Below are 13110 nucleotides of genomic sequence, written 5' to 3'. Positions count from 1 at the left end.
TCCGAATAATCAACATAATTCCATTATGAAATAAACACGGGCGATAACGGGGTTATATCTCCGTGAAATGAACCTATTTAATTAAATTATCACACACTTCATTATAACTTTAATCCAAAATGAAATAAACATGATATAATCCAAGTACAGGTAGATAAAGGGACATCAGGAGAGAAGTGAGGGTGAGACTGAAATGAATGCTGCTTTTATACAACGGATGAAACGGATTGGGCAAATCTTTACGGTTTTTTTGAAAATCGGTCCCTCTACGTTTGGGGGAGGGTATGCGATGATCGCCACAATCGAACAAGAAATCGTTCATCGCAAAGCTTGGATGAGCAAGGAGGAAATGGGCGACATGGTATCGATTTCCGGATCCGCGCCCGGCGGCGTTGCCGTCAATTCGGCCGCTTTTATCGGCTATCGCTTAGGCGGGTGGCTCGGAGCCATCGCCGCCGTCATCGCGATTACGTTGCCTACGTTCCTGATCGTTTTTCTCCTTAGTGCACTCAGTGCGATGTTTAAAGATAACATGAAGGTCGCGGCGGCTTTGAAAGGCATTCATGCGGCTGTCGTTGCTTTGATTATGGTGGCGGCCGTCAAAATGTGGAAGTCATCAGTGCTGGATACGGCAACGCTGGTGATTACGATATTGACCGTCACGTTGCTGTTACTAACTGGCATTCACTCGCTTTATTTGATCCTGGGCGGACCGCTTGCCGGGATTCTCATCGTCTATATGAAGAAAAAATGCGGTTTGACCGTACAGACGGAGAAGGGGCAGGGCGAACCGGAACGGGAGCTACACTTCCCCGAGTACTACATTTAAAGGAGGACAGGTTCAATGGTTTGGCAGTTATTTTGGGTATTTGTCAAAATCGGGCTGATGTCCTTTGGCGGCGGATATGCGGTATTAACGCTGATTCAACGGGAAGTGGCCGCCAGGAACTGGGTCGATCCCGGTGAATTTCAGGAGATCGTAGCATTGGCCGGCATGGCGCCGGGCTCCATCGCCACGAATGCAGCCACGCTGATCGGTTATGCAGAAGGGGGGATCGCGGGGGCTATTGCGGCTACGGTCGGCATCATTCTCCCCTCCCTCCTCATCGTTGTCGTTTTGACTGCTTGTTTTCTCAGGCTGCAAGGCAACGATTGGATTCGTTCCTCCTTTTATGGGCTACGTCCGATTGTAACGGGTTTGATCATTTACGCCGCGATTCACTTTGGGTTTAGCGGGCGCACCTATCCGCTGCAAAGCTGGTCAATGGCAGGAACGCTGCTGATCACCGGCGGCTGCCTTCTCCTGGTTAGCAAATATAAGGTTCATCCTTTTGCAGTGATCTTGCTGTCTGCAGCTGCGGGGATCATTCTATTCTAGCTTGGTAAATTACCACACAACAAAGGTTGCTCTCGATAATGGAGCAACCTTTGTTGAGTAAAATAGGGTGTTACTATACTCCGCTAAGCATGATGAATTCGGGGCATCGGCATCGGTTCCTTGCCAAGCTCAGCCCAAGTGTATTTGAGCAGAAGCTCCGTCTTCAACCGTTCACAGCTTGGTTCATTCCATAAGTTATAAAGTTCTTCAGGATCTTCTTTCAAATCAAATATTTCTCCGTATGTCTGATTGTAGTACACGGTGATTTTATATCGCTCATCGACGTAGGTTTTTTGATGAATCGTCGTGGGTTCATGCCGGAACTCGCAAATGACATGTTCTCGCGCTTGATCCTGGCGGCCGAGCCACACGTCCTTCTGGTCGACCCCGGTCATCGTCCGCGGAATCGGCAAGCCGCAGAAGGAGAGGAAGGTCGGTGCCAGATCCACCAAGGATTGCAACGCATCCGAATACCGTCCGGCGGGAACCTGCCCTGGGTACCTGACGATGAACGGCAGCTTGATCAAATCCTCGTAATGAAATCCACCCTTCGCCTGTAACCCGTGCTGGCCAAAGAAGTGGCCGTGATCCGTCGTAAATACGACCAGGGTGTTCTCCGCCAGCCCTAATGCATCCAGCTTATCCAGGATGCGTCCTATATATTTGTCCATTAAGCTGATCATGCCATAATAAACCGCAACCAGCTTCTTCCTGTCGTAGTCCGTAAGCCGCCGCTTTGCTCCGTATTCGTAGTAATGATGGGAACGGTAGCCATGGATGCCAAAACCCGTTTCCATCAGTGAAGAGAAATCCGGATTTTCCTCTTGGGTCAAGCCGAAGTGCGGCGGATTCCGATCATGTTCACCCGGCGTGATCGACGGGATCGTCAACTGCTCCGGATCATACATCGTATCCCAAGGCTCCGGTGCCAAATATTCGGGGTGAGGATCGAAGAAGCTGGCCCATAGGAAGAACGGATCCCCCGTTTTGCGATGCTCCTCCAGACGAGCGTTTGTCCGTTCCGCGATCCACGTATTGTAATGATATTTTTCCGGAATGGGCCATTTGTAGGTTTGCGTAGGGTCCATCGTGCCGGTGGGGGGCAAGAAGTAGTCCCGCCAATTGGTGCACCCTTGTTCTTCCAGCCATAGAGCATAATGTTGCCCAACGTGAGCTTCGTTGGTATGGTTGCGCGCCAGCTCAACGTGATCAAAGCCGTAAAACGGCCCCTGGTTCTCCCGCCAATAGTTTAAATCCTGCAGAAGCGGATAAGCCTCCTTTGAGTCGTATTCGGGCGTGGATTTCAAAGGCTGGAAATGCGCTTTGCCGATTAATGAGGTTTGATAACCGGCTTCCATAAAATCTTCACCTACGGTATGACGGTCCTCTAATAACTTCGTTCCGAGCGTCCAGGCTCCGTGCTGACTGGGATACATGCCGGTGATCATCGAAGACCGGCTTGGCGTACAGGTTGGGTTCGGGCAATAGGCCCGGCCAAACGTCGTCCCTTCCCGGGTCAGGCGGTCCAAATTCGGCGTGGAGATTTCGGGTTGAAACGCACCGATGGTGTTCCAATGCTGCTGATCGCTGGTAATTAGTAAAATGTTAGGTCTACTAGACAAATTTAATCCCCTCCTATTATGATAATATTGATTAAATCGGAATTTTTAAATGTCGTTCTGTTACATTCTGTTTGTCATTTTGTTATCTTTAAAGAAAAACAGGTAGAAAGGGGGATATGCGGAATGATGTTGGAGTATGAGCATGAATATGCCGAGTTTCTATATTACACGCCCGGATATACGGATAAGGAAGCGCAGCTGTGGCCCGTACGGGCAGGGCGAAACATAGCCAAACCTCATTATCAAGTGGGGCCCAAGCGGATTGAGTGTTATAGCCTCCATTTCGTATTAGAAGGAAGCGTATGCTTGGAATTTGACGGGAAACGAGTGGAATTGCACGCCAATGACCTGTTCTGTCTATTTCCTGGACGAACTTATTTTTATCATGCGGCAGCTGCAGATCAGCCGCTGAAAATGAATTGGCTCGCCTTGGACGGCAGCCGCGTCAAGTCGCTGATGAAGCTCGCAGGCCTGTCGCCGGAGAGACCGTTCGGGAGAGGGATTGTTACTTTGCAGGCGCGGGAGCGGCTGGGCGGCACGATTGAGAAATTATCAAACCTCGAGCGCTGGAATCCGGCGGCTTCCCTGGAGCTTCAAGGGAGCATATGCCGATTGCTGGCCGAGTTGTCCCCTGAGATGGCAACGGCCGAGACCTCCGAGCCTTCGGGTTGGATTCGGGAGTGCATGGAGTTTATGGACCTTCATGCGACGGAAGGCATTTCCGTGCAACAGGTGGCGGCTTTTGCAGGGGTACACCGCTCGTATTTTTCCAATGTGTTCACCAGTCAGATCGGGATCTCTCCGCAAAAATATCTGCAAAAGATTCGAATGGAGAAGGCCCATCGGCTGGTCATCGAAACAGAGGCTTCCGTCACGGAGATCGCCTTGTCTTTGGGGTATCCCAACCTCTACACGTTTACCCGGGCCTTCAAGATTTATTACAAAATGTCTCCGTTGGCTATGCGGAACAGTAGAACTTAACGGGAGCATTAAGCTTGGTGAGATCTGTTTATCGTAAGCGCTTACCTTTCGGTAAACAGATTCGGACTAATAGGAGGATAAGTTATGCTGCTGGCTGCGTTGCGCAAATGGATTTCACCGAAACTTGGTATACAGGGGAAGATATTTATCGCTTTTGGGCTATTGACGCTTCTGGCCATCGTCTCCGTGACTAGCATCATCTACGTCAACATGCGCGATACGATCAAAAGGAACGCGATCACCTCTGTATCGGACAGCATCCGGCAGGCTGACGAGTCCTTGAACGTCATGCTCAAGGAGATCGACCGCTTAAATACGGTGGTCGTGACCAACAAAAATACGGTGATCGATACGGTTTTGAGCCCAAACGAAGAAATCAGCTACGAATGGTTTCAAGAGCAAAAGCGGATCACCGAGTTTCTGTCCGGATTGATCGATTACAAACCATATATTTCCCGTATCGCCGTTGTTGGCCTGAACGGGAAAGTATTCTTCTCGGGAGGCCCCTGGATTGACCGTACATTCCTGGATACGGATATGATGGATTTTATGCTAAAGAAAGGAGACCGTCATGCGTATTTCAAAGAGTCGGATACATCGGAGGCGATATCCGTTGGGCGTGTCCTCCGTTATAACCGGGAGACAATCGGCGTCGTGATCGTTGATTTGAATTATGATTTCATCCGAAAAACCTACGGTGTAAAACCCACGGCCGACAGTATTTTATACGTTCTGGATGAGCAGAAACAGCTGATTTATCAGTCCGATTCTGCGCCGTCTTCGGTGTCTGGCGATTTGGTCGGAGCCGTTTATGGTATCGAAGAACCGCCCAGTACAGGAGAAACCACGGAGCAAGCAATTGACGGAAAACGCTATATCGTCGTCAGTCGTAAGTCCGAGTATACCGGTTGGACGACACGTGCGCTGATTCCGCTCGATTCTTTGCTTAGCGAATCCGAGAAAATCCGCAACCTTATGGTGGAGGTGTCCGTTGTCGTTTTTATTATTTTTCTGATTGGATCACTACAAATGTCCTCTCGAACTACCCTCCATATCCGTCGTTTGAAAACGATGATGATGCGGGTCAAGGATGGAAACCTTGATTTCCCGCGGACGGAAATCAATACCAAAGATGAGATTGGCGATTTATACCGGGTATTTATCAGCATGGTAGATGAATTGAAACGTCTGATGGAAGGGATCCGAAGGAGTGAGCAGGCCAAACGGGAAGCGGAGCTCACCGCGTTGCAGGCTCAAATAAGGCCCCATTTTCTCTATAATTCACTAAATACGATCAAGTACCTAGCGAAGTTAAACGGTGTCCCTAATATCGAGGAGGTATCCGGGGCATTGGTCGAGTTGATGCGAGGTGTGCTTGGGAATTCCGGGGAGTTCCTTACGCTGCGTGAAGAACTTGGTTACGTATCCAGTTACGTTGCCATTGCCAAATACAAGTTTCTCGAACCGATTCCAGTTCATGTTCAGATAGAGGATGATGAATTGTTGGAGTGTCAGGTTTTGAAACTTACGTTGCAACCCATTGTGGAGAATGCGCTTATGCACGGTTTCGGTCCGTCGGCGCATGGGGGATTATTGCTGATTCGCGTTTTCGAAGAAGACGGGGATCTGAAGATCGAAGTGATGGATAACGGTAAAGGCATGAGCAAGCAGAGTATGGAAGCGTTGATGGTTGTAAACGAAGAGGCTCCTACTCGTTTCAGCGGCATGGGTGTTCGTAACGTGCACGAGCGGATCCAACGGGTGTTCGGTGAGCCCTACGGGATAAAACTCTATAGTGAAGAGGGGTTGTATACGAAAGTGGAGGTTCGATTTCCGCGAACCGAAGACCTGGGAACTCGATCTGTAAAAGGGGGCTAGGCCATGTATCAAGTATTGTTAGTTGACGATGAACCTCTCGTACATCACCATCTCCGAACGGTGTCGGAATGGCGAACCCATGGCTTCGAACTTTGCGGCGAGGCCTTTGAGGGGGAAGCGGCACTTCAGATGATCGATCGACTTCGGCCCCATATCGTCATTCTGGACGTCAATATGCAAGGCATGAACGGTGTGGAGCTAAACCGGACGATCCATATGCGCTATCCTTCCGTTAAAACGATCATGCTAAGCAGCTACGACGACTACGACTATGTCCGCGAGTGTTTGAAGAATGGGGCGGTCGATTATTTGTTGAAACATCGTTTGGACGCGGATCAGCTAATTGGCGTATTGAGGAAGGCGGTCCGTGAAATGGAAGAGGATCAGGAAGATCACAAACGGACGCTTGGAGGTCTTACAGAATTTCGCGAACTCCTCGCGCAACTCATGCGAGGGAAGTCCGGAGCGGTCAAGGAGCTGCAGGAATATGCCCGACAGAGTGGACGGTTTCAGGATACGGTATGTTACACCGTGGCAGCGATGCAAATTTCTTCTTTCTTGCTGCTGACGGAATCCCGCAGCGACGTCCAGACAAATCGACTGGTGCAGCAGGCCATTGATCTTATGCAACAGACCCTAGGGGATCAACCGGAGCGTACCGTGACTTACGTGGAAAATGGACGTATGGCCGTCTTGTTTACGTTTCGGGAACGTAGTGAGCAGGTAGCTTCAAGCGAGACGGTAAGGCTGATGAGCCATCTTCGGCATTCCCTGGAACTGTTTATGAATTTGAAATGCACGTACGCCGTTGGCCACGTCTGCTCTAGCTTGTCCAAGCTTGAGGCAAGTTACCGTACCGCCGAGCAGGCGCTTGACGCTTGCCAGTCTCTACCTTCGGCAGGCGGACAAACCGAACGAGTGTCCCTGACGATTGAAGAACAGAAGCAACTCCTTCTCTCTATGGAAAATCTGGATCGGGGAGGCGTACGGGAAGTGATTGCCTCCGCGTTCAAAGGTCTTCGCCAACAGCCGGTCCATGCCCAAGGGGTGCAACTAATCGTTCGCGAGTTACTGTCCATAGGGGAGAAGGCTACTCGAAAGTGGTGGGCTCCTCATTCGGGCGGTGACAAAGTGGATACGTACGGTCTTTCGGCGCGTGAGGATTTGGGACGAATCGGCAGTGTAGACGGTTTAGAACAATGGCTTTATTCCTATTACGAGGATCTACTTGACCGGTTAAAGCGAGAGCGTGCGGCCGGTCACCATTCACGTCATGTATCGCAAGTAATCCTTCTAATTCTGGAGAAATATCCGAGCTACATCACGTTGGAGCTTGCGGCAGGAGCAATCGGACTTAATCCTTCGTATCTCTGTCGGATTTTCAAAGAGGAGACAGGGATGACGTTCTCGGAATATGTGAACCGGATTCGGATTGACGCCAGTTGCAAGTTGTTGGAAAGCGGACGGTATTCGGTCAAGCAGGTAAGTGTGCAGGTGGGATTCAGCACCTATAACTATTTTTTTAAAGTGTTCAAGGAGTGGACCGGCATGACCCCCCAAGCCTATGTACAGAAAATTAGGCCCTCAGATTCCGTAAAATAAATGGAGTATGTGGTCAAAATTGTGGAATTTGGCGTATGGGCGGATCGACTATAATGAATTCACAACAAGGTAAACGCTTACAAAAACAACCGCTTTGCCAATCACGAAGGAGGTCATGCAAAAGATGCGAAAACAATGGGGGATAGCCACAATCAGCACGATGCTGATTGCTGCGTTGGTGCTAGGGGGGTGCGGATCTGGCTCCGGCACAAAGAATAACGCTGCTTCTAATGGAGAAGGGGTAGCCGAGGTCAGCAAGGACGGCTTCCCGATCGTGCAGGAGCCGGTCAAATTGAAGATGTTCACCCGGATTGCCCCGGTCAATGGGCCGTTTAAGGACATGCCGGTGTTTCAAGATTACGAGAAAATGAGCAATGTTCAAGTCGAATTCATCGAGGCGCCGACAGACGGTTTCCAGGAGAAGAAGAATCTACTGTTCGCCTCGAACGAGTTACCTGACGTCATGTATCGATCGGGCATTTCACCTTTAGAAGCGGTTCGTTACGGTTCTGGGGGACAACTGATTCCTCTTGAAAATATGATCGAAGAGTATGCTCCGAACTTCAATAAGTTGATGGAACAATACCCCGAGATTCGAGCATCCATTACTACACCGGAGGGCCATATTTATACGCTACCCGGCATTGTTACCTTGGGATCGGCCCGCACAGACAAGATATGGATCAATCAAGCCTGGCTGAAAAAGTTGAACCTGAAGGAACCGCAAACTCTTGATGATTTGTATGAAGTGCTTGTAGCTTTCCGTGATCAGGATCCGAACGGGAACGGAAAGCAGGATGAACTTCCGCTGACTGCCCGCAAAGGCCTCCCTATCGTGGTTCTAATGAGCGGGGCTTTCGGACTTGACCAACAATTTGGCTACAACATAAACATTGTTGGCGACAAGGTTGAGATCTGGATGGGCAACGAGCGTAATAAAGAACTGCTAATGTTCCTGAACAAGCTGTACACGGAGAAACTTCTGGATCCAGAGCTGTTCTCTCATACGGAAGCGCAATTTTTGGCAAAGCAAGGAACAGGTAATACTGGAGTGTTCTTTGATCAGACCAACAACAATTTCCTGCCGATTGCGGGTCAATACACCGGCCTTGCACCGTTTGAAGGGCCGCACGGCGACCGACTTCAAAGCCAGGGTGCACCGGTTCCGCGCGACCAGGGGGCGTTCGCCATTACCTCGGTGAATAAATATCCGGAAGTGTCTATGCGCTGGATCGACTATTTCTACAGTGACGAAGGCTCTACGCTGCTAAGATTCGGCCGGGAAGGTGAGCACTACGAATTGGTTGATGGAATCCCCACTTACAAGCCGGAATATTCCACAGCCGAGACGCAACCGAAGATTACACCATATGCCGGTGGTGGGGCGCCTCACCTGATCAGTGATTATGTAGCTTCTTACATTAATCCGCCCCAGGTGCAGGAAGCACAGAAGAAGATGGACCCTTTCATGCCAAAAATTCGTTATGCTGCTCCGATGTTCGACGAAGCAACGGCTCAAAAGGTGAACACGCTTCGCAACGATATCGACAAGTACTATGAAGAGCAGAGCACGAAATTCATTGCCGGTGCGTTGTCTTTCGATAAGTGGGGAGAATTCCAGGCAACCCTGAAAAAGATGAACATTGAAGAACTGCAACAAATCTATCAAGAAGCTTATGACAAAATGGAGAAATAAGGCGGATCCTCTATGGAATAGGAGTGGATGTTCATGAAGAACGCAGAAATCCATGAGACTGCCGCGGCTGCCAAGTTCCGATCGGAACGGGGCAGCCGCCTCATCAAGCAGATCGTTAAGAGATACGATTTGTATCTCATGCTGCTGCTGCCGATCGCATGGTATTTGTTGTTCCATTACGGCCCCCTCTACGGGCTGCAGATCGCATTCAAAAATTTCAACCCGGGCAAAGGAATCCTAGGCAGCAGTTGGGTGGGATTTGATAATTTCCAACGTTTCTTCGATTCGTACTACTTTTGGAGACTGCTCTGGAATACGCTGTCTATCAATCTGTTCTCCCTGATCCTTGCTTTCCCGATTCCAATATTACTTGCCCTTCTCATTAACGAGATTAAAAGCAAATCCTACAGCAAGCTGCTGCAAAACATCACCTATATCCCGCACTTTATTTCGGTTGTCGTTATCGTCGGAATCTTAACCGTGCTACTGTCTACCAACGGCCCGATCAATATGTTGATCCAAGCCTTGGGTGGATCGGAGATTCGCTTCATGGAATCGGCCGGATGGTTTAAGACGATCTTTATCGGCTCAAACATTTGGCAGAACATGGGGTGGCAATCGATTATCTATATCGCAGCGCTGAGCGGAATTAATCCGCAGCTGTATGAAGCAGCCAAGATGGACGGCGCCTCTCGGATGCGGCGAATCTGGCACGTCTCTCTTCCGGGCATCGTCCCCGTCATCGTCATCCTTCTCATTCTGGATATCGGGCAATTCATGAACATCGGGTTTGAGAAAATTTTGCTCATGCAAAACAACTTGAATCTCGAGGCGAGCGATGTGATTTCCACGTTTGTGTACACGACCGGGATTTTGAAGGGCGAATACAGCTATACGGCCGCGATCGGGTTATTTAATTCCTTGATTAACTTAACTTTGCTGTTGTTGGTGAACCGGTTCGCGCGCAAAACGTCGGAGACGAGCCTGTGGTAATGGAGGGGACGAATCATGGCTAAAGAGGTAGTGACAAAAGGTCCATCGGACGAACGATGGTTCGATGTTATCGTATATTTGATCGCTGCGGTGATCATTCTCATCGTGCTTTATCCTTTGTTATTTGTAGTCAGTGCATCGTTCAGCGACCCGGCGAGGGTGCTGAACGGAGAAGTATGGCTGTTACCGAAGGGAGTAACCCTTGAAGCTTACAACAATATTTTGCACAACGATCAGATTTGGACCGGCTACCGCAACTCCATTTTTTACACTGTTGTTGGTACGCTCATCAATATCGTTATGACGTTATTGGCGGCTTACCCGTTATCACGCCCGGATTTGCCCGGACGTAAAGGATTGATGTTGATCATTACCCTGACGATGTTTTTCAGCGGCGGGCTGATTCCCAGCTACCTGCTCGTAAAGAGTCTCGGAATGGTTGATACGATGTGGGCCCTGATCATTCCGGGAGCGATATCCACTTACAATTTGATCGTCATGAGAACGTATTTCCAATCCAGCATCCCATGGGAGCTGCAGGAGGCGGCGCATATCGACGGATGCTCTAACTGGCGGCTGCTGGTTAGCATTATCCTACCGCTGTCTAAGCCGATTTTGGCGGTTATGGTTTTGTTCTACGCGGTTGGCCACTGGAATGCATTCTTCAATGCGCTGATCTATATTCGTAGCGAGCATTTATACCCGCTCCAGCTGGTGCTGCGGGAAATCCTGATGATTAGCCAGTCTACGGGCGTTGACGGCGGCAACGTTGGGATGGAAGAGAAAATCCTTCTGTCCGAGAGTATTAAATTTGCCGTAATTATTGTCTCCAGTCTGCCAGTTCTGGTCATGTACCCTTTTGTGCAGCGGCATTTCGTCAAAGGTGTCATGATCGGCTCAATTAAAGGATAAGCGAGAACGGAGGTAAACGATTGATGAATAAGGCGACAATTACTATCGACGGCAGCCAAGCAAGCGAGCACCAAATTAACCCTTACTTGTTTGGACATTTCGTTGAAGACATCCGGGATCATATGGAAGCGATGCTGGCTTTTCCGCTGAAAGACATGGATTTTGAGAGCGAGGCGGAAGGGAAGGCGGAGGTGTCGGGGAAGTGGTATCCCTACACGAACGGACGCAATACCAAGTATGCGCTGGAAGCTCCAGCGCCTAAGCACTCGGGACGCGCCCAGCGCATCCGAATCCACAGCGATGATGAAGCCTTTGCGGGGATTGCTCAGAAGCTTGCACTCAAAGGGCCGATTCGCTATTCGGTCAAGCTGATCGTCCGGGCCTCGATCGAGCTTGCCTATGTGATTGTTGAAGTCGTAGATCGAATCAGTCAAGAACGGTTAGGTCTGGAGCGAATAGAGCTTAACGGTCACAACTGGCGGGAATACGATGTGATGTTGACGATCAAAAGGGATTGCGCCGATGCGGAATTCCGAATTTATGTGCCTGCCGAGCATCCAAGATGGCAAGACAGCGTATCCACCGGCATGCTCTGGATCGACCATATCTCCTTGCTTCCGGAGGATCATATCGGGTTCGTGAAGCGGGAAGTTGTTGAAATGACAAAGGATTTAAATGCCGGGATGATGAGGTTGGCCGGTAACTATATCAGCGCGTATCACTTTGAGCATGGCATCGGACCGGTCCTTGAACGTCCGGTCATGTATAACGAGGCGTGGGGCGGCTGGACGAGCAAATATTTCGGGACGGATGAATTTATCCGCTTTTGCCGGGAGTTGCAGGTCGAACCGCTGATTTGCGTCAATGACGGTTCTGGGACACCAGCGGAAGCTGCACAGTGGATTGAATATTGCAATGGAGACGCGGATACGCCGATGGGGGCGGTACGCGCCGCCAATGGACACACTGAACCCTACAATGTGAAGTATTGGGAGATCGGCAACGAGGTATGGGGGGCTTGGCAGGTAGGAACGTGTACAGCCGAAGATTTCGCCCGGCGAACGGTATCCTTTATCGAAGCCATGAAGGCGGCCGACCCTACGATTGTGATCTTAGTCTGCGGACATACCGATCAAGCCTGGAACAAGGCAGTGCTTGAGATCGCCGGCGATCGGATCGATTACTTGACCTTGCATTTGTATCACGGGTACAACCGATTTGCGATGGACCGCAGAACCCCGGCGGAAGAGCGTTATAAGGCGATCGCCAGCTTCCCGGAATGGACGAAACACAATATCGAGGAGACAAGAGAGCAAATCTTGGCGCATCCGAAACACAGCCATGTGAAGCTGGCAATTACCGAATACAACACGATGTATTATCCCAATAACGTCAGAAAAGGATTGCCGGATGAGCATACGCTGGGCGCAGCGGTTGCCAATGCGGCCAATCTAAACGAAATGCTGCGTGCAAGCGATCTGGTACACATCGGCAGCTTCTCCGATTTGGTGAACGGTTGGCTTGGGGGATGCATCCGGGTGGGCGATTATTACGCGGATCAATATTGCGGCAAGATGCAGGGGTGGAGCGGACACCCGCTCACCGTTTACGGAACCCCAACTTATGAAGTCATGAAGCTTTATGCGGGGCGGAACATATCACGCTTGCTGCATGTGCGCGCCGAATGCGGCACCTTCGCCGTACAATCGAACAAGTCGGCTCCGATCAACCTGGATGCCCTGCCAGATCTGGATGTGGTGGCCTGCACTAATGAAGAAGGCAGCGTGATCACGGTCTTTATCGTAAACCGGAGCTTGCATGAAGTGACGGCCACTCTTGATTTGCGCGGACTTGAGGCTTCGGAAGGAACCTTGCTTCATGTTATTACGGGAGATTCCGAGCAGGATGTGAACACCGTCTTTGAGCCGGATCGGATCACCAGCCAAAGGAGCGTTGTCCCGTTTGAGGCTTGGAAGGCCGGATATCCGCTTCGCCCTTCATCCATCCATGCACTGGAAATAAGAACGAACCCGTAAACAGGAGGCAAG

Annotated in this window: 10 protein-coding genes; 9 read left to right on the top strand and 1 reads right to left on the bottom strand. The window is 50.2% G+C overall.

Annotation, left to right across the window (positions count from 1 at the left end; all coding sequences use genetic code 11):
- Window positions 1–193 precede the first annotated feature (193 nt).
- Window positions 194–829, top strand: a complete 636-nt coding sequence (locus M0651_RS16345) for a chromate transporter (protein ID WP_282577956.1) — start codon at window positions 194–196, stop codon at window positions 827–829.
- Between the two features lie 15 nt (window positions 830–844).
- Entirely contained in the window at window positions 845–1378 is a 534-nt protein-coding gene (locus tag M0651_RS16340; protein ID WP_248552806.1) for a chromate transporter, read from the top strand.
- A gap of 83 nt (window positions 1379–1461) precedes the next feature.
- Here M0651_RS16340 and M0651_RS16335 read toward each other — a convergent pair whose 3' ends face one another.
- Complete coding sequence (locus tag M0651_RS16335; RefSeq protein WP_248552805.1) at window positions 1462–3000, bottom strand: sulfatase family protein; 1539 nt, start codon at window positions 2998–3000, stop codon at window positions 1462–1464.
- Between the two features lie 126 nt (window positions 3001–3126).
- Here M0651_RS16335 and M0651_RS16330 point away from each other — a divergent pair, with 126 nt between their 5' ends.
- The 7 genes from M0651_RS16330 (at window position 3127) to M0651_RS16300 (ending at window position 13098) form a co-directional block, all read left to right on the top strand.
- A complete protein-coding gene (locus M0651_RS16330; RefSeq protein ID WP_248552857.1) occupies window positions 3127–3981 on the top strand; it encodes an AraC family transcriptional regulator in 855 nt (284 codons plus the stop codon).
- Window positions 3982–4065: 84 nt separating this feature from the next.
- On the top strand, window positions 4066–5859 hold the full coding sequence (locus tag M0651_RS16325; protein WP_248552804.1) for a sensor histidine kinase: 1794 nt from the start codon (window positions 4066–4068) through the stop codon (window positions 5857–5859).
- A 3-nt stretch (window positions 5860–5862) separates the two neighbouring features.
- Window positions 5863–7461: a response regulator gene (locus M0651_RS16320; protein ID WP_248552803.1), complete on the top strand. Its 1599-nt coding sequence runs from the start codon at window positions 5863–5865 to the stop codon at window positions 7459–7461.
- Window positions 7462–7585: 124 nt separating this feature from the next.
- The gene (locus tag M0651_RS16315; protein ID WP_248552802.1) at window positions 7586–9157 is read left to right on the top strand and encodes an extracellular solute-binding protein; all 1572 of its coding nucleotides are present in this window, start codon (window positions 7586–7588) and stop codon (window positions 9155–9157) included.
- Window positions 9158–9190: 33 nt separating this feature from the next.
- Entirely contained in the window at window positions 9191–10150 is a 960-nt protein-coding gene (locus M0651_RS16310) for an ABC transporter permease (RefSeq protein ID WP_248552801.1), read from the top strand.
- 15 nt (window positions 10151–10165) lie between these two features.
- Window positions 10166–11062, top strand: a complete 897-nt coding sequence (locus tag M0651_RS16305; RefSeq protein WP_248552800.1) for a carbohydrate ABC transporter permease — start codon at window positions 10166–10168, stop codon at window positions 11060–11062.
- Window positions 11063–11082: 20 nt separating this feature from the next.
- Window positions 11083–13098 (top strand): alpha-L-arabinofuranosidase family protein, encoded by a 2016-nt coding sequence (locus tag M0651_RS16300; protein ID WP_248552799.1) that lies wholly within the window; start codon window positions 11083–11085, stop codon window positions 13096–13098.
- The last annotated feature ends 12 nt before the right edge of the window (window positions 13099–13110 follow it).

The organism is Paenibacillus mellifer (assembly GCF_023195895.1).
In the GTDB taxonomy this organism is placed as follows: domain Bacteria; phylum Bacillota; class Bacilli; order Paenibacillales; family Paenibacillaceae; genus Fontibacillus; species Fontibacillus mellifer.
This window is presented reverse-complemented; position numbering and strand designations above follow the sequence as displayed.

What these genes read in the sequence shown, in the direction of transcription:
- M0651_RS16345 (WP_282577956.1), top strand. Translation starts at nt 194, where the DNA reads ATGAATGCTGCTTTTATACAACGGATGAAACGGATTGGGCAAATCTTT.
- M0651_RS16340 (WP_248552806.1), top strand. Translation starts at nt 845, where the DNA reads ATGGTTTGGCAGTTATTTTGGGTATTTGTCAAAATCGGGCTGATGTCC.
- M0651_RS16330 (WP_248552857.1), top strand. Translation starts at nt 3,127, where the DNA reads ATGTTGGAGTATGAGCATGAATATGCCGAGTTTCTATATTACACGCCC.
- M0651_RS16325 (WP_248552804.1), top strand. Translation starts at nt 4,066, where the DNA reads ATGCTGCTGGCTGCGTTGCGCAAATGGATTTCACCGAAACTTGGTATA.
- M0651_RS16320 (WP_248552803.1), top strand. Translation starts at nt 5,863, where the DNA reads ATGTATCAAGTATTGTTAGTTGACGATGAACCTCTCGTACATCACCAT.
- M0651_RS16315 (WP_248552802.1), top strand. Translation starts at nt 7,586, where the DNA reads ATGCGAAAACAATGGGGGATAGCCACAATCAGCACGATGCTGATTGCT.
- M0651_RS16310 (WP_248552801.1), top strand. Translation starts at nt 9,191, where the DNA reads ATGAAGAACGCAGAAATCCATGAGACTGCCGCGGCTGCCAAGTTCCGA.
- M0651_RS16305 (WP_248552800.1), top strand. Translation starts at nt 10,166, where the DNA reads ATGGCTAAAGAGGTAGTGACAAAAGGTCCATCGGACGAACGATGGTTC.